Genomic DNA, 23,549 nt, shown 5'->3' with positions numbered 1-23,549 from the left:
CCCATTTTAATAAACATCCCTTTTCGAATAGATCCTAAAGATTCCGTAGCGGGATAATTCGGATGAAATGGAAATGGAAAACTGGAAAAAAGGTAAAATCCCTTATTGTAGAAAAATTTAATGTATACCCGTTTTTTGTCATAAATAGTTATTTCGTCACCCTGAATTTATTTCAGGGTCTCATTTATTGGGGTGATTTACAGTGTTAGAAGATTCTGAAACAAGTTCAGAATGACGTCTTTTATTAGATTATACTTTACGGACAATCAAAAGAAAATCTTTGATTGAAAGAGGATTTACCCAAAATGCAGAAGATACCGTACAATGCAGATTCAGGTACGAAGATGTAAAAGTAGATGTAATGTCTACAATAAATATAGGATGGGCACCTTCCAATCCATGGTTTACCAAGGGTTTTGAAAAGGCAATTTCTGTAATGCTAGATGAGGTGATAATCAAGATCAGGTAACATTTACCTTAGCCTTCTCCCAAAAACCATAAAAACCCGTATTTTAGTTGGATACGGCGGGTTTAAAAACGGTTTTTAGAGAGACTGCCCTTAGTAACAAAGGCATTAAATACAATTCTTATGAAAAATTGATATGTGTACTTTTCTTAATCTTATTAAATTCTTGTAATAAACAAAAGCAGATAGAATTTTCATTAGAAGGAAAAACCCAGGGAATTGAGGATGGAGCTTCAATATATTTGGATGGTGATAATACCATTTTAGATTCTACGAAAATTCAAAATAATTCGTTTTCTTTCAATACAGATTTAACAGAATCACCAATACAAGTAGTACTTAGAACAAAAGATTTCTCCCATTATAGATTTTTATGGTTAGAGGACACGATAATGACTTTTGACGCAACAAAATCAGATTTTAGAAATGCAGATGTAACAGGTTCATATGAAGAGAATTTAAGTCAAAAATTACACGAAAAAACCGATTCACTCCCGAGGAATAAACAACTTGAAATGGATATGGAATTTGTGAAAAATCATCCAAAAAGTATTCATAGTTCATATATACTTTCCGTCTATTCATCGACTTGGGGTAAAGAAAAAACAAAAACATTATATGAAAACTTTTCACCCGACAATAAAAACAATCAATACGGAAAGAAAATTTCAAAATATATTGAACTAAACCAAGAACCAAAATTAGGAGAACAGTTTGTAGATTTCGAAATGCAAGATACACTAGGAAATATGAGAAAACTTTCTAATCTAAAAGGGAAAGCAGTATTACTTGAATTCTGGGCAGCATGGTGTGGTCCATGTCGAAAAGAAAATCCTAACCTGGTAAAAACTTATCGAAAATTTCATCCACAGGGATTCGAAATATTTGCTGTTTCTTTAGATTCTAACAAGGATAACTGGATAAAAGCAATTAAAGATGATAGCTTAATTTGGAATCATGTAAATGATTTAAAAGGTGATGATAATAAAGCTTCCCTAATTTATGGTATTAACGGAATACCAGACAATTTTTTAATTTCAGAAAATGGTGAAATTATTGGTAGAAACTTAAGAGGAGACAAATTGAATCAAAAACTAACAGGAATTCTGCAATAATGCCAGTTGCCAAGTCGGTTCATCACGAACCTGCCCCGCCGGCAGGTAATGGGTATTGCCGAAAAACTGTAATTTAGTAACCAGGAAAGAAAATAGTTATATGCTTATCCGTTTAGACACCTAACATAAGTTTTTGTCACCTTGAGCGCAATCGAAAGGTCAAACAAAAACGTCTAGACTTGAGCCTGTATTGAGCGAAGTCGAAATGCTCGACGTGACAATTTTAGTCATGATTTGCCTATTAGGTACTTTAACGGACAAATAAAAATTCGGAAAGGAATTACGACAGATCACTGAATTAAATAGCACCTCCCATCGGTGAAGAGTAAATAGCGGGTATTCTAGTGAGACCCAGGTAACAAACAGCAAAGCCGGCAAGAAATCGTCCCCTACTCTACGCTACTTGCGTAACCAAGCACGTTTACCAATATCGAAAAAATCCCCTAATAATAAGAAAATACAATCTCGCTTAAATCATAACTTTTCAATCGCCAAAATCATTTTTTTTGAATTTTCATTTTCAGGTTCAATTTGCAAAGATTTTTTATAATTGCGCAAAGCGAGATCAATTTGCTCCTTTTTAAAATAAGCGTCACCCAAACCACTATACGACTTACCGGAAGGAAATTCCGCCACCATTAATTCATAGACCTTTATGGATTTATCAACCTGGTTTTCCTCTAAAATCCTCGATCCTATAAATTCAAGTGTTTCTTCAGATTTAATAGGTAGTTCTGAAATCAGGAGTTCCAATATTTTAATTGCCTCCTCATTTTGATTTTTTTCGAGCAATTTGTAAGACAAGCGGGCCAACTCCCATTGATCAGAAAAATTATAAGTATCCAAACTGGAATCCTTTAACCTTTTATAGTAGGCTACACCTTCGTCCACATCATCATAAGTCTTTTCCCGAATAGTCAGGTAAACAGACTTTTGAGGTATTTCGTAACCTTCATCTTTTAAAATATGCCTTATAGCTTCATTTATTTCACTAATTTTCAAACTTTTGCTATTAGTCATCAGGATGATCAATAACTTTTCCTGGAGATCGAAATGAACCATGGATTCATAGTTTAGGGATGAGCCATGATGTTCATACGTAACCAATTCCCCATTAACAAATTTACCGTTACCCAGCGGGGACTGACTATCATTTGAGTAGGTTTCAAAAAGAGTATGTAGAGATTTTCGTGAAATTAGGTTGTAGGACAACAATTGCTTCGCCCACTTAGCCAAATCACTAATGTTTGGGCATACCCAGCCAGACATTTTTAATTCCAACTTCTCGTCATTAATGTTGTCGCTATTGAACCCTCTTACGAAATTTGGATTTTCGTATTGGTGGTCAATCACCGAATTATGCATCCCCATAGGTTGTAGAAGGTTCAATTTAATAAATTCGCTGAAAGTTTTACCAGTTATTTTTTCTACGATTCGTCTTTGAAGAAATACGTTGTTATTGCTATACAAATAACCCGTACCAGGTTCAAACTCCAATGCATTGAGGGATTTTAAATTATTATAAAGGTCATTGTCGCCATGTACATTTTCCCAATCAACCAAAGGCAATCCACTACTATATTGCAACAGATTTTTGATAGTAATTTTATGCGACCATTCGGGAAGACCTAATTGATATTTCGAAATTTCATCGTCTAGATTTAGCAATCCTTTTTCTTCGAGCATCATAATCGCTACGGCATTGAACTCCTTTGAAATGGAGCCAATATCAAAAATCGAATTTTTATCAAGTTGTTTAGTTTTGCTTGCATCTGTAAAACCTTTTTCAGCACTATAAATGATTTTATCATCTTTAATCACCAAAGCATTGCCATTAAATATTCCACGCTCATAGCAAATGTCCAACAACGTATCGATTTGAGCTTGATGGGTATCCTGAGCACTTGATTGGAAAGTAAAACCTAAGAAGAAAATTAGATAAGCGAAGAAAGTTTGTTTCTGCATAATTGATGGATTGTCTAAATTAATGATTGATTATATACATTAGAGACAATCCATTTTGTGGTGTGTTACACTGGAGATTATTTAAAACATAATTCATGGAAAACCTACATGTAACATCGATAAACATCAAATAACGGGCAATCGAGTAAAAAGTGATATTTTAGAAACCTCAGGGAATAAATAACAAAGCCAACAAGAACAAGCGCTAACTCTACATTACTTGCGCCCGGGATTAATGTAGCTAGTATTAATTATGGAGTTTTGAAATGAAATTTAATGGATTTTAGAGTTGACATAGATACATGGTTTGTTTTTAGCATTTTATTTATCAGCGCCATGTTATTATTTATAATAGGATATATTGCTATTCCTTATTATATCAGGCGAAGACAATTAAACCAAATTCAATTCAAATATATCCGAAAGGTTCACCAATTCGAGCAATTGGAAAAAAGGAATATTGCACGTGAGGTTTCAAATCTAGGATTACGAAACCTATGGATGATTTGGTTGAAAAATTTGAAGGAATTGAAATCGTAAATTAAATCTGTCTCCAACGCCATATCCTAACTCAAAAGCGTGTTTATTTGAAAAGGACTAAATTATATTTAATAAAAAAAACGTTAAGCCGGAAATCCCTAAGCTAGCGAGCGGGAGCATCCATAACTCCGCGTCAATTGTCATTCTACGTGGACTTTTGGCAACAAGCTAAAAAAAAATGAAATACAATGAAAAACATCATATATAAAATTGGATTAATTCCAGAGACATCAGATATTATTGAAGTTTATAATAGTTCAGGAATAAAACGCCCAACCGCAGAAAGCGAAAGGATAACAAAAATGTATGCAAATTCTAACTTAATCATTAGTGCGTGGTCAGATAGTGAGCTAATTGGAATATCTCGTGCTATAACCGACTACTGCTACGCTTGCTATTTATCAGATTTAGCTGTTAAAGAAGAATACCAAAAAGAAGGAATAGGTAAGCGATTAATAGAAATGACCAAAAGGGAAATTGGTAATGAAACTGCCTTGATTTTACTTTCTGCGCCATTGGCGATGGAATATTATCCAAAAATAGGATTTGAAGAAATCAAAAATGGATTTATTATAAAAAGGAGTAAATAAAGATTAATAGAGCAGTCGAAGCATATTCTCATTCTTTTCTTTTTCCATTGCTGAAAAAGAAACAAAAAAGCTAGTCTGCAGTTTCTCGTTCACCCGTAAGGGTTTAAATCCTAAAAGAATTGAACTCGCTTCGCTCAAACAGTAATTCTTTTTTAACGGATTTTGCACCTACGGGTCCCGAATCCGAAACTTGGGACGCATTCCCTGCTGATTGTCATCGCGAGCGTAGCGTGGCGACCTCTTCCTTGTTTGTTCTTACATGAGATTGCTTCGGTCACTTCGTTTCCACGCAATGACTATCCTGTTCACTTCGTTTCCTCGCAATGGACAAATGCTTTGTCACATTTAGCGGAGTCGAAATGTGTAAGCAGGATTTCGATAAATTGATTAGTGCTAATTGCTCATGGAATTGCTTCGCTACGCTCGTAATGGCACTTGTAATAAGATTGTCTCTAAAATAGATGTGAATAACGGTATTCCAATGAAAAGTGATAATTTAGTTATCACACCTAAAATAAATAAGCCGACAACGCATCCCTTCAGGTTATTTATGAACCAAAACTTTTTACAACATTTGAAATGAAATTAGAATACTTAAATAGTATCAAAAGACAATTTAAATATTATAAATCTCTTGGAGAAAAGACTTTTGACCAACTAGATGAAAAGGATTTCTTCTGGCAATTCAATAATGAATCAAATTCCATCTCTATCATTGCGAACCACCTTTCGGGCAATATGAAATCGCGTTGGACTGATTTTCTGACCTCAGATGGGGAAAAAGAATGGCGGAATAGGGATTTAGAATTTGAAGCCGTTATTAGAACAAAAGAGGAACTGTTATCGAAATGGAATGACGGATGGAAATGCTTGTTCGATGCTTTGAATTCTATAGAGGAACAAAATTTTGATACAGAAATTTTCATCCGCAATCAATCACATTCTATTATTGAAGCTGTAAATCGACAGTTTGCTCATTATTCATATCATATAGGACAAATCGTATATATTGGCCGAATGATAAAAGGAAACGAATGGAAGAGTTTGTCCATACCCAAAGGAAAATCCTCTCACTTTAATAATGAAAAATTCTCAAGGGGAAAACATGGAGGACATTTTACCGATGATATAAAATAAAATTTAAATACCAAGTAACAAACAACTAAGCCGCCGAGCTACCTCCCTAATCCACGCCATTTACGTTAACCAAGATCCTTGCTACAAGAAAATTTTCAATAAAATAATATTTATTAAAATAATATTACTACATTTGTAGTATTAAAACTACTTTTGTGGATATAAAGCAATTAAATAAGACTGAACTTGAAATCATGAAATACCTCTGGAAGATTGAAAGAGGTTTTTTAAAAGATATAGTCGAAGAGTTTCCCGAACCCAAACCAGCTTATACAACTATCTCAACACTCATCAGTAGGATGGTAAAGAAAAATTATATTGGTTTTGAGAAAAGTGGCAGGGATAAAAATTATTTTCCCATTTTAAAAAGAAATGATTATTTCAAAAATCATTTTAAAGACATCGTTTCAAACTTCTTTAATAATTCCAGTTCTCAATTTGCATCATTTTTTACTAAAAATTCAGACCTGAGCTTAGAAGAATTAAAGGAATTGGAAAAAATTTTAAAAGATAAAATTTCTAAAAAAGAATAATATGATAGAATTCATATGCTATAATATAATCCTTCTAAGCTTATTTTATCTTATTTATGTTTTTTTATTAAAAAACGAGAAGAACTTAGAACTTAACAGAATCTATTTATTAACATCCCTTTTGCTCTGCTTTGCTTCACCTTATTTACAATTAGATTATGGTTTAAATTGGAATCCTATCAATAAGATCGATCAAGACATCACAACTGCCAATCTTATAGATACTTCACCCGATGTATCTTTCGGAAATTCTGAAATAATTCAATATCAAACCCCTAAGGAAATTTCAGTGATTTCAATTATATATTTTACAATATCCTTTGTAATGCTGTTGAGGCTTTTATGGAATTTAAAGAAAGTTTCTTATTTGATAAAAAGCAGTAAAAAGCTTCACTATAGGGGTCAGGAGATAAGTCTTACAGAGGACACCAACAGTCCTTTTAGTTTTTTCAATTATATTTTTTTAAGACCTAAACATTTAGAAAATGAGACTGATTTAAAATCCATATTGCTACATGAAAATTGCCATTCTCAACAATATCATTCTTTTGATATCATCTTAGTTGAATTACTCATGTGTTTTTCCTGGTTTAACCCATTTATATGGTTATTTAAAAAGGAAATAGAAACAAATCATGAATTTCTGGCTGATTCATTCGTTATCAATGCGGGAATAAATCTAGACTTTTATTCAACTCTAATAGTAAACCAATCGAAAAAGAATATTCTAGGGATCTATAGTGGGTTCAGTTTAATAAAAACCAAAAACCGTTTAAATATGTTACACCAACAAAAATCATCAATTTTTAAAAATGCACTTAAAATTAGTTTTGCGTTTTTGCTTAGTGCGGGTATTTTCGTCCTGAGTTCATCAACTCCAATAAAAGAGGATAAATCTTTTGTAGTCTTAATCGATCCAGGTCATGGGGGTGAAGATGCAGGTAATCTAGAGGAAAAGAATATAAATTTGGAAATAACCAATCAACTTTTAGAATTATCTGAAAGCAGCGATATTAAAATAATTTCTACTCGAGATTCCGATGAATTTATTTCTCTGAATGACAGGGTAAAATTGATAAATAAGATCAAGCCTGACTTATTACTTAGTTTGCATTGTAATGCGTCGAATAATATCAAACAGAATGGCGTAGAAGGCTATTATTCATCAAATAATCTTTTCGAAAAAGTTTCTAAATCATTCATTGAAATTTTAGTTCAAAAACAGTTAGAAAGTGATAATAAAAATGGGAATATTAAATCTGCGAATTTTATAATACTTAAAGATTCTAAAGTTCCATCTGTCCTTTTAGAATTAGGATTTTTAACTAATGATATGGACTCCAAAAAGCTTCAGGATAAAATACAGCAAAAAATAATAGCAAGCAGAATATTGGATGGGCTAAAACACATAAGCTCCCTCTCCAACTAATAATAAAAATCCCAATAAGGCTCGTGTCTAAAAACGCGAGTTTTTTAATTTGCCTACTGCCCTAAGGGTATCTCAAATAATAGCATGTTAAAAATCCTTATTTTAGAGATCAATCCGGTAACCATTCATTTTGACCTCTCTGGTAGAGCTCGTAAACACGATATAATTCATTTTGAGGTTATTCCTTCACCCTTAATGCCTAGATAGGTGGCAATCTTCCCAGAATATAAATTATTTCCTTTATAAAGAAATTATATCTAAAGCAAATAGAATATTTGAAAAGGGATTTTACCTCAGGAATATTGCCATATTTCACTCAAAATTTATTTCAAAAAGCTTGGGATTAATAATCACTTGCGCCCAGGCCCAGTTATTCGTATTTTTAGAGGTGATATTATTTTTTATCAGGCTCATACCTTCAGATGCAAACATATGGGAATAGCCCAGGTTCAGTTTTACGTTTTTCAGCAATGGCCTGCCATACACCAAATCAATTTCCGTTCCCAGGTATTTATCGGCATTATTGAGAAGATCAGCATTCGAACTAAAATAATGGGCTTTTAAAAGCAGGGAAGAACTATCGCCGGTTTTTAGAAGTACTTTTCCAAATAGATCGGTCAGCCCCACATTATTCGCATGGCTGCCTACATAAAAATAATCCATAAACCCATTGAATTTATGATTGGTTCCATACAAAGGAAAAAAGGAATGATTTTTATCGCTGCCCGCCTGATCTGTTCCACTTAACAATTCGGCTCCAAGGCCCAGTAGAGTATTCTTAATCTTATAATCGCCCTGTAGGGATAATTCATAAGCGCTTAAATCTATATCTTCGGAAGCTTTTCCGAATTGGTAATAGGCACTTCCCGAAAATTTGATATTCCCCAACGGAAACTGGAAATAGGTGCCGGTAGTCTGCCTGTTATACACTCCGTCTGCCACCACATTAGCAGGATCTGAAAATTTCTGAAATCCGTTATTCAGAAATAAAAGACTAATATTCGACTGGTTCCATTGTTTATGTAAATAAGCATACTGCATGGTCTTATAACTGAAGAAACCGTTTATGTTATATACAGATCCTGTTAAACGTGGATTTTCCTGGCTAAATGCAGCCCCAATATCCATCCTGAAACCGTCTTTTTGATATTTTAGAAGCAGGGCGTCATGAAAGCGTCCCTGCATAGTCCAGTCTACCTCTCCAAATATCCGCTGGTCATCATAAGAAATCACCTGTCGGCCGAGTTTTGTCGCCCAGTTATTACTTAGTTTTAATTCTGCCCAGGCCTGAAAAAGGGAAAAGGAATTATTGGGGTCGCCTGCCAAAAGTTGCCGGGTATCCCCCCAGGTCCTTACATCCTGTAAACTGATCATTATTTCTAATTTTTCGGCGGTATATCCAAGGTTCAGCCTGGACCGCTGAACTACAAATGCCGCTGGTTTAGCTTCGTTTGGAAACAAATTACCATAGCCATGCCTATATTCAGAACGAGGTCTAATATCTGCATCCAGACTAAATGTTTGAGCATACACTCCCGTAGCACATAGAAATGTAGAAAGAAAGACTAAAAAATATTTCATATTAATAAGGTTTGATTGGTAAAGCTCAAAAATAAGTATTAAAATAATAAACTAAGTAAATTTACTTAATTTATTATTTGTTTATAAGTATTACTACGTTATATTTGAAAAAACATAACGCTATAAAATGATCTCGGGAAAACAGGTAAGAGTACTTATAAATCAAGCGGAGAATTTGCAACTTAAGGATGCCCCCCTTACCGATGCCCTGGGTATGGTGCTGGCAGAGGATATTTTCTCTCTAATATACGTGCTCCCTTCCGTCAGTCGGCAATGGATGGTTATGCCATGATCTTGAATACTTCCGGCTTATATAAAGTAATTGGCAAAACTAAAGCGGTGATGATGCAATGTCCGATCTCAAAGAAGTGTTGTTTTTAAACAACATCAACACAAAAGAACAACTTGAACAATTAACTGAAAGTACAATTTGAAAGCCTGTAAAGGACATTTAATAACCATCAATATCATCTTCAGCCAGCTTAAATAAGCAGAAGTGTATTGACCTCTAAATTTATAATGATGAAAAATCCAATTAGAATTCAACCTAAAGTAAGCCTGGTGGGCGCGGGACCCGGCGATCCGGAACTGCTAACGCTAAAAGCAGTGAAAGCCCTTGAAAAAGCAGACGCTGTTCTTTATGATGCGCTTGTAAACGAGGAAATACTGAATTACGCTCCACATGCGGTTAAGCTTTTTGTAGGCAAGCGAACAGGCTGTCATTCTTATACTCAAGAGCAAATCAACGAGTTGCTGGTAGAATACGCTTTACAATTCGGCAATGTGGTTCGCCTTAAAGGTGGTGATCCCTTTGTTTTTGGCCGCGGAAGCGAAGAAATCGCTCACTTGTCTGGCCTTGGAATTGCTACCGAAGTGGTCCCGGGTATTTCTTCAGCACTCGCAGTGGCTGCGAACCAGGGTATTCCTGTAACTCACCGAAAGGTATCGGAAAGTTTCTGGGTGCTCACCGGAACAACTTCAAACCGTAAATTATCAGGAGATATTCAACTGGCGGCCAGGTCTAATGCAACCGTGGTAATATTGATGGGAATGAGCAAATTATCCCAGATCGTTTCCGTATTCAAGAGCCAGGGAAAAATCAACACGCCGGTGGCAGTGATCCAAAATGGCACCCGTGAAGATGAAAAAAGCTGCATAGGAAAAATCTCAAATATTGAAGAACTGGTAGCTGAACAAAAATTGAGTTCTCCAGCAATTATCATCATAGGCGAGGTAGTTGAAGTATCCAAAAATGGAATGAGCGATTTGTTAAGTGACGAATTCATCTTTCAGAACCTGGGGATTAAAGCCATACCAGCTTAGGGTGAGGAATAATTCGTTAGGGTAGAAAAAAAATTAAGAGGCGCAAAACACGATAATGATGACTAAAACCACGCCAATCCTTACCGATTCCTTCGGCCGGAAGCACAATTATTTACGAATCTCGTTAATAGAAAAATGCAATCTGCGTTGCGCTTATTGTATGCCCGCAGATGGCGTGCCCCTAACTCCAAAAAATCAGCTAATGCAGGCCGGAGAGATCTTTGAGCTCGCGAAAATATTTGTAAAAAATGGGGTAGATAAAATCCGTCTTACCGGTGGGGAGCCTTTGGTTAGAAAGGATTTTTCTGATATTCTGAAGAAACTTTCTGCACTACCCGTGAGCTTGTCTATTACCACCAATGCGGTATTAGCCGACCGGTTTATTAGTGATTTCAGAAAATGTGGTTTAAATGATATTAATGTAAGCCTAGATACTTTACTACCGGAAAAGTTCAAAATGATCACCCGGCGGGATCAGTTCAAAAAAGCCTGGGATAACATTCATTTATTGATACAGGAAGGATTTAATGTAAAAATAAATGCGGTTTTAATGAAAGATTTCAATGAAGATGAAATTATTGATTTCGTGCTCTTTACCAAAAACCTTCCTATTTCGGTGAGGTTTATCGAATTCATGCCCTTTGATGGAAACCGTTGGAGTAAATCTAAACTGGTGACCGAAGAAGAAATTCTTGAAAAAGTTGAAGGCTTCTTCGGGAAGCAACCCCTTGAAAAACTCGTTGATGAAACTAATTTCACGTCCAGAAACTACAGGATTCAGGGATTTCAGGGACAGTTTGGAATCATCAGCTCGGTGAGTAACCCTTTCTGTGACGGGTGCAACCGTATCAGGCTTACCGCAAACGGAAAAATAAAAAACTGCTTGTTTTCCAACCATGAGACCGATCTGCTTTCAGCATTAAGAACAGGTGAAAACATAGAAGAATTAATTTCAAATTCCCTGAACAAAAAGAAAGCGGTACGTGCAGGGATGAATAGTTTTGAGAAATTAAATGATCCTAAAAGGCATACCAATAACCGGAGTATGATTACAATTGGAGGTTGAAAACAAGGGTCTGGTGATACCCTAAGCGCAATTGTCATCCCGAGCGAAGCCGAGGGATCACATAATCAATTAGCCATAACCAATTTACCGAAATCCTGTTTGCACATTTCGACTCCGCTCAATGTGACAAAGCATTTGTCATTGCGAGGAAACGAAGTGACCGAAGCAATCTCATGTAAGAACAAACAAGGAAGAGATTGCCACGCTACGCTCGCGATGACTACCCTAGTGTCATTGTTAGACCCCTGATAAAATTTACCTAGCGTAAGAAATTGATGTATTTTTTAGCATATCTAATGAGATGCTGAAACAAGTTACCTCGGTAATTTTATTTAATACGTATCTCAGCATGACTACAATTCTAAAGATCAGCATCCTTACTGGGTTCAGGGTCCCTAAAACGTAACCCAAATATCAAAAACGTTAATGGTAGTGAAACGAAGCAGTCTCCATAATAGCGTTCGCAATGACCACTAGCAGGGAAACGTCCTCAGTTTCGGATTCAGGACCCGTAGGTGCAAAATCCGTTAAAAAAGAATTGCTATTTGAGCGAAGTGAGTTCAATTCTTTTAGGATTTAAACCCTTACGGGTGAACGAGAAACTGCAGACTAGCTTTTTTGTTTCTTTTTCAGCAATGGAAAAAGAAAAGAATGAAAATATGCTTCGACAGCGCTCGCGATAACGAATAAAACTAAAGACTAACTTATATTGTCATCCCGAGCGAAGCCAAGGGATCACATCCTAGTAAAACCTTGAACTATGAGGTTTTTTTGATTCTGAATAAAATTAAGAAAATTGTTAAGTCCTAACTCCATTTCTTGATGTGATTTCTCCTACCGTCGAAATGACCTAAAAACATAAACCATCTATCTTCTGCGCTGCTTGAAGTCTGCCGAATTCGAGCCTAATGCTATCCCGAAGAACCACGAATCATTTTGAAGTTTCCCGACTTCATGTTCAATTCTTATTTCGACTTTCTTCCATAAAAATCTGGAAACAATTAGGATCCGTTCCAAAGTCAGGAGACTTTGCGCAGCGGGGATCATTAATACTAAAATCATTTCAAAAAATTAAAGAGATTGAGAAATTTGCAGAGATCCCTCTCCCTACGCTCGGGATGAACATTCTGTTGTCATCCCGAGCGAAGCCGAGGGATCACATCATAATAAGCCGCCGCCATTTAAACACCCTCTATGCTGACTGTATGATTTCTCTTAGCGTTGAAATGATTGAGAGGACTTCACACAAAGAGTTAGGTATGTTAAAAAATATTGTGCAGTGATTATCATTATCAAAAAGCTACTATATTAAACCTGTCCAATACTACTAAGAGGTCAAAATGAGGAATTATTTTACTTATATAACCACAAATAATTACAGGACCACGCTATATATTGGAATGACTAATGATATTCAAACCCGATTGGGGCAGCATTACTTTGACAGTCAGAATGCAAAAAAGTCATTTGCGGGAAAGTATAATTGTATTTACTTGGTTTACTACGAAGTATTTGACAACCCGAAAGATGCTATTGCTCGAGAGAAACAACTCAAAAAATGGCGCAGAGATAAGAAAAACAAGCTCATTTCCGCGAGTAATCCTAAATGGGAAACCTTGAACTATGAGGTTTTTTGATTCTGAATAAAATTAAGATAATTGTTAAGTCCTAACTCTGTTTCTTGATGTGATTTCTACTCCCGTCGAAATGACCTAAAAATATCAACCATCTATCTTCTCAAAAAGCTTCTTTTTAAAGCTTGCTTTTGGAGCCTCACAAACAGGACAGCTGTAATCTTCAGGCAGGTCTTTAAAAGAGGTCTCGGGCGCAATATTCTGAGTAATATCCCCATAGGCTTCGTCATAAATCGTAAGACATTCCTGGCACTGAAAAACTTCGGTTTTTACGATCTCTTTTTTTGGACCGGTTGACTTTTCCTTCTCTTTTTTCTGCCCCAGTTGCGCGAAATACATTTGGCTGAGTTCCATCAACAGGCCCGGTAATTCCACCTGGTCCACATCCTGAACATGGGTGATATATTTTCTGGTATTGGGATCAAAATCTTTCGCATACAACAAATTAAAAGTATCACGGATTTCAAATTCTGAAAGATCCCCGGGAGTACTATTTTTCTCAATCACAATAGAAGTGAAATAATAAACCCTTCTGGTATAATTTGCTATACTAAAAGTGAGTCCGTAGGTACTAATGTCGTTCTGGTCGAAATTTGTAACGAGATATTTCTTAAGCTTTAAAAGTTCCTCATTGGCCACCGGCAAATGCCAGTTAAGCTCCAGCATGGAGTGCCTCACGTTGATCCCAAATTTACCCAGCAACTTCTCCCATTGTAATTTCGATTCCTCGGGAATCCCTTTAACGATGAAAGATTTCCATGGAGTGATACATATTCTTCCAATTTTGAGTTCAGAACACAAATCGCACATAGCCTGAAGGAATTCAAGGTCATACCGGTTATTTCTCCAGTACAGCCCCAACCAGTATTCACCAGAGCCTGCACGGTTCATCCCTTCATAATAAGGAAACGGATAGAATGGCACTTCGAGCGGTTTATCCACCGTTCTGTTATCGGTATCTACCGCATCATTTACCAGATCAAAAATCATTTGGATATCCCCGGGTTCTTCCTGTAAAATATTCTCAATAGCTTCTCCTACCCTGGCAATATCCCAACTGTAAATAAGTGCCGGGTACATTTCAGTTTTTTCCCATTCAGGTAACCGAACGTACAGATACCAGTAATCTTCATGCTCAGATGCTATAAAGTTAAGATGACCCGTAAATAAAGGAACAAGTCGCTGCCTGGGTTCGGTAATGTTGATCTTTAAAGAAGGTTCATAACGAATCTGTTCCAGAATATATAAATATCTATCACCCGTTAACCAGGGAATGGTGGGGAAAATATCCGTAGTAACATAAGATGAAACAATATTTTCTACCGTATAGGACAAGGGTTCTACCAGATTTAGATCCTTCAGTATTTCCAATGTTTTCTTCTCTACGGCCTCAGGGAACAGGATATCCTGCCGGGAACCAAAAGAAATGGTGCTAAGCCCTGCATTTTCTGCGGTTTCAGCAATGAACTTCAGTTCTGCCGGTGAAAGCACCCCACCTTTAACAATTAATCTTGGAAGACTTTTTCTCATACCAGTTCTTTTGAAGTCGTTAATATTTCTTTTACTTCCGTCTTACAACTACCGCATCCAAGCCCGGCCCCGGTTTGTTTACAGAGTTCTGTAAAGTCACTGCAACCATTAGAAATGGCTTCTTCCAGATTACCGGTGCCTACCTGGCTACAGGAACAAACCAGTTTTCCTTTTACGGGTTCTGTTTTCCCGGAACCGCGAAGCAGCGTATCCCTCCTGTCTGCCAACTCTATCTTACTTTCTATAAGGCTTTTAAATTCTGCAAATTCATTTTTATCACCCATAAGAACTGCTCCTACCAACAGATCATCTTTTACGATACACTTTTTGTAGTAGCGTTTTCTGATATCGGTAAATATGATTTCTTCATAATTTTCATCATTTTCAGGAACGTTTATCTCGCCTATACTGCACACATCAAGGTCATTGAATTTCAGGATATTCATCAAAACAGAACCGTGATAGGTACTGCTGATATCGCCCGCCATGAAATTGGCGAGGATGGTCGCCTGTTCTTCGGCTGCGGAAGTGATCCCGAATAATTTATTTCTAAATTCCGCAATTTCTCCCAATGCAAAAATATCGGGATGTGATGTTTGCATATGCTGGTTCACTTTAACACCGCGACCGCAGGTCAATCCGCTTTTTTTGGCAATCTCAACATTGGGAATTGTCCCTATAGCGTAAACAATGGCGTTCGCATTTATATTTTTACCACTTTTAAGGGTGATATTTAGCATACCGGAATCCTCATCTTCAAAAACGGTACTTACCTCATTATCAAAATAGATCTGGATGCCCCTTTCTTTCACATCCTGGGCAAGCAGTTTGCTCGAGGTAATGTCCAGCTGGCGCTCCATCAACCTGGAAGAACGTTGTACGATGGTTATTTTTACATTCTTGTGTTTCATTGCCGCAGCCAGTTCAAGGCCTAAAAGTCCGCCTCCCACGATCACCACATGCTGTTGTTCCGGGGGGAGATTTGTTGCATCCAGATAAGCTTTAAAACTATCGGCATCATTTTTACTTCTCATGGTAAACCTTCCCGGAAGGTGAAGCTGTGCGTCCTTAGGGGCAAATGCACGACTCCCCGTTGCAAGGATCAGTTTATCAAAATTGTAGTTAGTTCCGTTGTTATCGGTCACAGTTTTTGCTTCAGGATCAATCGCGGTAATAAAGGTTTCGGTATGGAGGTTTATTTTCAGTTTTTCAAGCTCTTTTTCTTTTATTTTCTGAAGTTGCTCCCAGCTAAGTTCCTCTGTTATATACTCCGGAAGCAGCACCCGGTTGTAAAAAGGATTCGGTTCCCTGGAAAACACTTCCAACTGGTCACTTTTATTATGTTCTCTATAATTCTGAATAAAACGGAAAGCGGCTGCTCCCGCCCCAACTATAAGTACCTTTTCCTGTTTCTTTCTGAATTTTCCAACTGAAACCGCCGTGTATTTAAAATCGGGTTCTTTTGAAAGCGGATCCACAAGATCACTGGTAAGGTTGTTTGCCCGGTTAAGATCATTTTGAAGTTGTTTTCCCCAGTGCATCGGCATAAAAACAACACTTTCCCTTATATCTTCGGTCACTTTTGCCCTTAACCTTACCGTTCCCCTGGCGCTTTTAACTTCAGTTACATCGCCATTCTTAATATTATTGAGGTAGGCATCTATCAGGTTTATTTCCAGTACGGGATTGGGATAATGGGTTTTTAAACGCGCCACCTTCCCGGTTTTTGTCATCGTATGCCATTGATCCCTTATTCTCCCTGTGGTTAAAATAAGTGGGAATTCAGAATCAGGTTTTACTGAATTATTGGCGGTGCTCACAGGAATATTGAAAATTGCCTTTTGGGAGGCAGTATAAAATTTTTTATCCTGAAAAAGCCGCGGTGTTCCCGGATGGCGATATTCTGGCACCGGCCATTGGAAAGTTCCTTCATTTTTCAGCCGATCATAGCTTAGATGCGAGATATCAATACTGGTGCCCCTGGTCATTTGGGTATATTCCCGATAAATTTCTTCAGTATTATTGTAATTAAAACCCCTAAAGCCCATTCTTTGCGCAAAATCACAAAGGATTTCCACATCGGCCCTGGCTTCCCCGGGTGGATGTATATGTTTTTCCAGATAAGAAATACGTCTCTCAGAATTGGTCATGGTCCCCTCTTTCTCCAGCCAGCCGGCAGCCGGAAGTACCAAATCTGCGAAATCTACCGTATCAGATTTATGAGAAATATCCTGTACTACCACAAATTTGGCATTTTTCAGGGCTTTTTCAGCTTTTCGTACATTAGGCAGGCTCACCATAGGATTGGTACAAACGATCCAGATCGCTTTCAGTTTTCCATCTTCCAGTGCGTCGAACATTTCGGTCGCGGTATATCCCGGTTTAGGGGAAATTTCATCTACGCCCCAGAATTGTGCTACTTCTTTACGATGTTCCTCATTAGATAAATCTTTATGTACCGCCAGAAGATTGGCCATTCCACCTACCTCACGACCCCCCATTGCATTGGGCTGACCGGTAAGGGAAAAAGGGCCACAGCCGGGTTTTCCTACCTGTCCCGTTACCAGGGAAAGATTAAGCAAAGAAAAATTCTTATCACTGCCAATCACACTTTGGTTAAGACCCATCGCCCACATGCTTATAAAGCCTTTTGACCGTCCAATAATACTGGCAGCTTTTTTAATTTCATTTGCAGGGACCCCACATAATTTTGAGGCTTTGCTCAGTGATAATTCCTGGACTTTTTCCTTAAATTCTTTAAATCCCTGGGTATGGTTTTTTATAAAATTCCTGTCTATAAATCCCTTTTTCAATAATTGTCTTCCTATCGCATTATAAAGGATCACATCTGTTCCTGGTAATAATTGAAGGTGTAAATCGGCGAAATTAGCCGAATCGGTTTTACGGGGATCGGCAACAATGATCTTTACCTCGGGATGCAGTTCCTTATGTTTTTCTATTCTTCTGAAAAGTATGGGATGGCACCAGGCAGGATTTGCCCCTGCGATGAGAAAACAATCTGCCAGTTCTATATCGTCATAACTACCGGGAACCGAATCCTCTCCAAAAGTCTTTTTATAACCCACTACCGCCGAGCTCATACAGAGCCTGGAATTGGTATCTATATTATTGGTTCCTAAGAAACCTTTGGTAAGCTTATTGGCAATATAATATTCTTCAGTAAGGCATTGCCCCGACACATAGAATCCAACACTGTCCGGCCCGTGCTTTTTAATGATAGATTTAAAAACGCCAGCGGCGCGATCCATGGCATCATCCCAGGAAACACGTTCCCTGGGATGGGATCGGCTCCATCGCATTTCGGGATATAGGATCCTGTCTGAGGTATCATTAACAACATAGTGCAGGTTCATCCCTTTGGAACAAAGCATTCCTTTATTAACAGGATGATCTTTATCTCCTTCTACCTGTATTTGGTTTTGGGCATTTTTTTTAACCACTACCCCGCAGCCAACCCCACAATATGAACATGTACTTTTCATTTCTTTCCCGATCATTTACCGCATGTTTATTTACAAATTTGGTCTTTTTGATCGTAGCATAAAAGGCCTTGCCTTATTTTTATGCATCCTTTAAAAAACCAGTCATAATATTGTATTTTATTGATTTTTAACCTAGTAGATTAAGCATTAATCGGTTTTGTATTTAAAGAACTTTGTAATTCTTCCTGAGCTATTTTTTCATCTTTAACTGAAAATCGTACTCCTAATGCCACCACTCCAGATGCCACAACAACCAGGCCTATAAAGAGGTAGCCTTCCGAAACTGCCTGAGAGGATGCAGCTGCCTGGGCAGATGCCATAATATCCTGCCCCAGCCCTTCATTGGCTGAAATCGCCGCACGCTCAGCAGCACCCGATTTAAACTTCAGCAACATCGCCGCGAGAAAAGCTCCTACATTTCCTCCTGCGCCCACAATCCCGGAAATTGAGCCTATCGCTTTTTTATTGATAAAAGGAACTACCGAGAAAGTTGCCCCTTCTGCCATCTGTACAGCCAGGCTGAATAAGATCAAAAAACCAATAGCAATATATAGATTGGTGATCCCCGAAAATGATGAAAGCATCACCCCCTGTACTACCAGGATAAATGAAAGGAACAAGACCCTTCCACGTAAACCCTTCAATTTACCAAATTTATCGCCAAATAACCCCCCCAGGGTACGCGCGAAAATATTCATAAGCGCAAAGGAAAGCACAATATTACCTGCGGTAATTCTTTCCAGCTGAAAAGTATTCTGCAAATAATCGTCCATGGTACCATAAACGGTAAGTTCAATTCCAAAACAACAGGCATAAACCACAAACAGAATCCATACCCGATAATCTTTCAACACAGTGAGAAAACCTACCTTGTCTTTTTTAACCTTTGGAACATTCCCTTCTGTAAATTCATTAAAATTCCCTTCGGGAGTATCTTTCGTAAAAAAGTAATAAATAATTCCCATAGAGAAACACAAAATCCCAGCAATAATTACAGAATATCTCCAGGCGGAAGATTCAGCAACCCCGAAACCTATTACTAAGGCAGCTATTAGGGGCATTCCCAATCTATTCGCTCCACCTCCAAGATTACCCCAACCTGCTGAAGTAGCATTTGCCGTGCCCACAATATTGGAAGAAAACATCAAAGAAGTATGTACCTGGGTAATTACAAAGGATGCCCCAATAAAACCTGTAAGCAACCTGCAAATCAAAAACTGGGTAGGGGTTTGTACAAAACCGGTCAATATTACCGGGATGGCGCCAAAAATCAGCAACCAGGTATAGCATAAGCGGGGCCCGTAACGATCACAAAGTTTACCAATTGCCAGCCGGGCGAAAACGGTTCCTGTAACCGCAAGTACCACTGCATTCCACTTTTCCGACGGACTTAAGCCCAGATCCCTTACTACATCGGGCATAAACGGAACGATGCCAAACCAGGCAAAAAAACATAGGAAAAATGCAATGGAAGTAATCCAAAACGTGCGAATAGGTACACTTTTAATATTCGTAAGATCTAGTTTAGTTGCTTTTTTTGAAGTTGAGTCTTTCATAATATACATGTTTAGAAAAACTAAATTAAGTATTTATACTTAATAAAATACGTATATTTACTAAGTATTTGAAAAAATGTGAACTTCTAAAAATAGCGGGGGATATTTTAAAAGATTATTGGAAAGACATGGTAAAATAAAGAAGATTCGAAAAATGAAGGGATAGGGTAAGAAAGAGTATCCCGTACTCCAAAGAGATTCCTCCTTCGTCGGAATGACATCGTTTAATTATCATTCAGTTCGGAATAAAATGTAGCGAGAATCCAACCAATCTATTTTGAATTATAAATGTTGAATTGAAAGAGATTTCTCTCTACGGTCGGAATGACAGCTTGATGGAAACAACAGTAATATGTCATCCAAAGCTCAAAGCAGTGGAGCGAAGAACCCCAGGAATCCTATTTTAAGTTTTGACTTTTGACTTTTGAATCTTGAATGCTGAATTTAAGCAAGCTGGTATTCCCTGGCAATATTGGTTAATTCGATAAGGTTTTTAACGTCCAGCTTTTTCATAAGGTTAAAGCGATGAACCTCAGAGGTCCTGTTACTAATTCCGAGCTCTTTTCCGATTTCCTTATTGCTTTTCCCCTCTAAAACCAATTTGAGTATTTGTTTTTCCCTTTTGGTAAGGTTAAAAGGATCTTCTTTGGGTTTGGGTTTCTTTTTTGAAGTATTTTCTCCCGTAAAATTATTAATGAGAATCGCGGAAATATCTCCTGAAAAATACTTGCCCCCCGAAGCTACTTTATGCAACGCCTTCAGGAACTCATCCTTGCTTGATCCTTTCAGTAAATAACCATCGGCACCTGCCTGGACTGACTGAACTACGTATTCTTCGGAATCATGCATAGAGAGTACCAGGGTTTTTACGTCCCAGTTCTTCTCGCGGATCTTTCTCACCACTTCAATCCCATTCATTTCTGGCATACGTATATCTACAATAAGTAGATCGGGTAGGTTTTTCTCCAGGATCTCGAGGGCTTCCAATCCGTCGGAAGCTTCATTCACCACTTCCATGCCCTGCTGATCTTCTAATAATGCTTTGATCCCATCCCTGACCAACACATGATCATCGGCCAAAACTATACGTATATTATCCATATTCTGATTTCAGTTCCAGGTTTAAAATTAGTAATTTTTTACGTATTTTCTTTAGGAATCCAAAGGGATGTTAAGAGTCACCCTCGTGCCTTTACCAGGTTCAGAATTTATAAAGAGGCGACCGTTGATATATTTGATGCGCTCACGCATAAAGGTCATTCCCATCCCGCCATTCCCATTACGTGTTTTGACTTTGCTCATATCAAAACCCTTTCCATTATCGTCTATGGTAATACTCAAAATACTACTGCTATGAGAGACAGAAATGATTATATTGCTGGAATTGGCATATTTTATGGCATTATTAATGGCCTCCTGGGTAATCCTGTAAATATTGATTTCAGTAAGGGAATTCATTCGCTCACTAAAACCGGTTTTGTCATATAACATGATATTTTTCCCCGTTAATTTACCCAGTTCCAGGCTTAGTTTCGTTAGTGCAGGAATAATCCCATGATCGCTAAGTTCGGGGGGCATTAAATTAAAGGTTGCTGTCCTTACCCCTTTAATTATATTTGCCGTAAGTTCTTTAAGCCCTTCAATTTTTTGTGCGGCCTTTTCGGTATTGGATACATCAATACTTTCCAGATTAAAGCTAAGACCCGTTAACATCTGGCCAATCCCATCATGAATATCCTTGGCAATACGATTCTGTTCATTTTCCTGGTTCTCTATAATTTTACTGGAAATAAGCTTTTGCTGGTTCATCTTCTCCTCAAAATTCCGTTTCGTCAACCTTTCGATCTCCAACTGAGCTTCCTTCCTGGTTGTGATGTCTATGGCGATCACCAGAATTTCCCAGTTGTCCTGTACCGGGCTGAAAGGAATAAGCGACATTTCCATCCAAACGTCGGCACCTTCGGTAGTGGTTGCCTTTACTTCTCCCTGCCATCCTTTTCGGGCATTTTCCTCTAAAAGATTTTCTATATTTTTTTTCTCTTCTTCGTTTCCGGAAAGTAAATCCTGAAATTTGCTATAATCAGCAAACTTTCTGATCTTGAAAAGGCGGGAAAATTTTTCACCTATCTGAATAATATCCCCTTCTGAAGTAAGCCGGGCAAACAGCAAAGTTTGGTTCATGGCCTGATTGAGCACTCTCAACTCCTTTACCGACTTTTCTTTGGCCTGGCTCAATACATCGGCATCATGTGCCATTTTTTTAGCCTTAGTTTCGGCCATCATCAAATTATGAATAGTATGCCGCACCCCCTTGGCAGCCGGCCAGAAAATAAATAGAAATTCAGAAAGAAGAATAAGTAAAGTCACCGCCATTAGAAACAACTCCAGATTCCCCAGTTTATCAACTTTATCCCCGGCTTCTTTCTCGTACTGATTAACGATATTATCCATTCCCTGTAAAAAGCTGACTTCGTTTGTCTTCACCAGAAAAATTTCATCAGATAATTGGTCAAGGGGCGTATCTGGATCTTTTTCCAGTTGTGCTACGATAGAGGCACTCGCTTCCTTCATTTTAAGGAAATGGGGCTGAATTTGCTGAAACATCTCGTTCACCCTATCGCTGTTATTCCCAGGAAGGCCCAGGCTGTCACTCCCCTCCAAAAGGGCATAATGGGAGAAATCCCATCGCTCCAGGGTAGATTTGATATTTTCCTTTAATTGAATTTTTTCGGAAGGCTGCCCGGCAATAAGAAGTTGAAGTGTTTCTTTAGTAAGTTTTTGACTGAGCATTCGCTGGCGACCCGCTATATTCACTACCGTAGAATCGCTCTCCTGATCTTCAAGATATTGATGAATAAGGATTTGGCTAAGAATTACACTAACCGCAATGGCACTTAGCGCCAAAATGTAAAGACGGCTCAGCTTTTTAAAAGTGTGCTGATCAAGCGAATTTCCTGGAGTATCGGGCATCCACTATAAATTTTAAGACAAAGCCTGTTTTACAAGACGCTCGCTTTTTGGATCCATAGGTAATTTAAGTGCTGCCTGATGTCCTCTTTCTGACATTTTTGCCCAGGTTTTTTTGATAATATCCATCATTTTTTCGTCTTCATGTTTTGCCGCAAAATCTTTCAGGTAATATTCAAGAAAAACAAGGCATATCACATCTTCAAGCGTTTGGGAATCCTCATCTTTTTTTATCTTTTTCTTCTGAATAAGAAAAGTGACCCTGTCTATAAAATCTTTTTCATAGCCTACTTTTTCCAGGATTTCTGCGGTGATTTCAGAATGTACCTTTTTAAGGTCATTCCTCCATTTTAAATAACCAACCCGGTCCATGGGATATTCATTCCTGGCAACTTGCCACCGGCAAATATGTTGCGCTCTTGCCGCTATTCGCAATTCTTCTGGCGCATCTGGAGAAAATTCATCCAGATGCTGCGTCATTCGCTGGGAATATAAGAGCTCCTTGGGATATTCTTCACCCTGATAAATCTCTTTATTAGGATCTTTAGAATTCCTGGAGTCTATAAGGCGTATTGCTTCTTTAAACTTTGTATCCATTAGTTTTAACAGGCTTA

Annotated in this window: 18 protein-coding genes; 9 read left to right on the top strand and 9 right to left on the bottom strand. The window is 37.8% G+C overall.

Translation table 11 applies throughout. The annotated features are described in order from the left end of the window. Nucleotides 1-280 precede the first annotated feature (280 nt). Nucleotides 281-469: a hypothetical protein gene (locus DHD80_RS08075; RefSeq protein ID WP_251740653.1), complete on the top strand. Its 189-nt coding sequence runs from the start codon at nucleotides 281-283 to the stop codon at nucleotides 467-469. Between the two features lie 47 nt (nucleotides 470-516). Further along, entirely contained in the window at nucleotides 517-1,581 is a 1,065-nt protein-coding gene (locus tag DHD80_RS08070; RefSeq protein WP_251740652.1) for an AhpC/TSA family protein, read from the top strand. Nucleotides 1,582-2,055: 474 nt separating this feature from the next. Here the strand turns inward: DHD80_RS08070 and DHD80_RS08065 are convergent, their stop codons facing one another. After that, complete coding sequence (locus DHD80_RS08065) at nucleotides 2,056-3,546, bottom strand: serine hydrolase (protein WP_251740651.1); 1,491 nt, start codon at nucleotides 3,544-3,546, stop codon at nucleotides 2,056-2,058. A gap of 728 nt (nucleotides 3,547-4,274) precedes the next feature. Between DHD80_RS08065 and DHD80_RS08060 the strand changes: the two genes are divergently transcribed. From DHD80_RS08060 to DHD80_RS08045, 4 genes are all read left to right on the top strand, one after another. Continuing rightward, the gene (locus DHD80_RS08060; protein ID WP_251740650.1) at nucleotides 4,275-4,676 is read left to right on the top strand and encodes a GNAT family N-acetyltransferase; all 402 of its coding nucleotides are present in this window, start codon (nucleotides 4,275-4,277) and stop codon (nucleotides 4,674-4,676) included. A gap of 579 nt (nucleotides 4,677-5,255) precedes the next feature. Continuing rightward, a complete protein-coding gene (locus DHD80_RS08055) occupies nucleotides 5,256-5,813 on the top strand; it encodes a DUF1572 family protein (protein ID WP_251740649.1) in 558 nt (185 codons plus the stop codon). Between the two features lie 155 nt (nucleotides 5,814-5,968). Continuing rightward, complete coding sequence (locus DHD80_RS08050; protein ID WP_251740648.1) at nucleotides 5,969-6,346, top strand: BlaI/MecI/CopY family transcriptional regulator; 378 nt, start codon at nucleotides 5,969-5,971, stop codon at nucleotides 6,344-6,346. Between the two features lies 1 nt (nucleotide 6,347). After that, nucleotides 6,348-7,775, top strand: coding sequence for a M56/M15 family metallopeptidase (locus DHD80_RS08045; RefSeq protein WP_251740647.1), 1,428 nt, complete (start codon nucleotides 6,348-6,350; stop codon nucleotides 7,773-7,775). Nucleotides 7,776-8,087: 312 nt separating this feature from the next. Here the strand turns inward: DHD80_RS08045 and DHD80_RS08040 are convergent, their stop codons facing one another. Next, complete coding sequence (locus DHD80_RS08040) at nucleotides 8,088-9,356, bottom strand: alginate export family protein (protein ID WP_251740646.1); 1,269 nt, start codon at nucleotides 9,354-9,356, stop codon at nucleotides 8,088-8,090. A gap of 522 nt (nucleotides 9,357-9,878) precedes the next feature. On the opposite strand from DHD80_RS08040, the gene cobA reads away from it, so the two are divergent. Further along, a complete protein-coding gene (gene cobA, locus DHD80_RS08035; protein WP_251740645.1) occupies nucleotides 9,879-10,679 on the top strand; it encodes a uroporphyrinogen-III C-methyltransferase in 801 nt (266 codons plus the stop codon). A 58-nt stretch (nucleotides 10,680-10,737) separates the two neighbouring features. Next, nucleotides 10,738-11,745, top strand: coding sequence for a GTP 3',8-cyclase MoaA (moaA, locus tag DHD80_RS08030; RefSeq protein WP_251740705.1), 1,008 nt, complete (start codon nucleotides 10,738-10,740; stop codon nucleotides 11,743-11,745). An 867-nt stretch (nucleotides 11,746-12,612) separates the two neighbouring features. Here the strand turns inward: moaA and DHD80_RS08025 are convergent. Then, nucleotides 12,613-12,807: a hypothetical protein gene (locus DHD80_RS08025; protein WP_251740644.1), complete on the bottom strand. Its 195-nt coding sequence runs from the start codon at nucleotides 12,805-12,807 to the stop codon at nucleotides 12,613-12,615. Nucleotides 12,808-13,085: 278 nt separating this feature from the next. On the opposite strand from DHD80_RS08025, the gene DHD80_RS08020 reads away from it, so the two are divergent. Continuing rightward, the gene (locus DHD80_RS08020; protein ID WP_251740643.1) at nucleotides 13,086-13,382 is read left to right on the top strand and encodes a GIY-YIG nuclease family protein; all 297 of its coding nucleotides are present in this window, start codon (nucleotides 13,086-13,088) and stop codon (nucleotides 13,380-13,382) included. An 84-nt stretch (nucleotides 13,383-13,466) separates the two neighbouring features. Here DHD80_RS08020 and DHD80_RS08015 read toward each other — a convergent pair whose 3' ends face one another. From DHD80_RS08015 to DHD80_RS07990, 6 genes are all read right to left on the bottom strand, one after another. After that, nucleotides 13,467-14,909: a rubredoxin gene (locus DHD80_RS08015; RefSeq protein ID WP_251740642.1), complete on the bottom strand. Its 1,443-nt coding sequence runs from the start codon at nucleotides 14,907-14,909 to the stop codon at nucleotides 13,467-13,469. After that, nucleotides 14,906-18,427: a nitrate reductase gene (locus tag DHD80_RS08010; protein ID WP_251740641.1), complete on the bottom strand. Its 3,522-nt coding sequence runs from the start codon at nucleotides 18,425-18,427 to the stop codon at nucleotides 14,906-14,908. Before DHD80_RS08010 ends, DHD80_RS08015 begins: the two co-directional genes overlap by 4 nt. A gap of 125 nt (nucleotides 18,428-18,552) precedes the next feature. Next, on the bottom strand, nucleotides 18,553-19,968 hold the full coding sequence (locus DHD80_RS08005; RefSeq protein WP_251740640.1) for an MFS transporter: 1,416 nt from the start codon (nucleotides 19,966-19,968) through the stop codon (nucleotides 18,553-18,555). Nucleotides 19,969-20,412: 444 nt separating this feature from the next. After that, on the bottom strand, nucleotides 20,413-21,069 hold the full coding sequence (locus DHD80_RS08000; protein WP_251740639.1) for a response regulator transcription factor: 657 nt from the start codon (nucleotides 21,067-21,069) through the stop codon (nucleotides 20,413-20,415). Between the two features lie 51 nt (nucleotides 21,070-21,120). Then, nucleotides 21,121-22,938 (bottom strand): type IV pili methyl-accepting chemotaxis transducer N-terminal domain-containing protein, encoded by a 1,818-nt coding sequence (locus DHD80_RS07995; protein WP_251740638.1) that lies wholly within the window; start codon nucleotides 22,936-22,938, stop codon nucleotides 21,121-21,123. A 12-nt stretch (nucleotides 22,939-22,950) separates the two neighbouring features. Then, nucleotides 22,951-23,532, bottom strand: coding sequence for a DUF4202 domain-containing protein (locus DHD80_RS07990; protein ID WP_251740637.1), 582 nt, complete (start codon nucleotides 23,530-23,532; stop codon nucleotides 22,951-22,953). Nucleotides 23,533-23,549 lie beyond the last annotated feature (17 nt).

The organism is Gramella sp. AN32 (assembly GCF_023718305.1).
GTDB lineage: Bacteria > Bacteroidota > Bacteroidia > Flavobacteriales > Flavobacteriaceae > Christiangramia > Christiangramia antarctica.
Note: the sequence above shows the minus strand (reverse complement) of the source record. Positions and strands in the feature narration are given on the sequence as shown.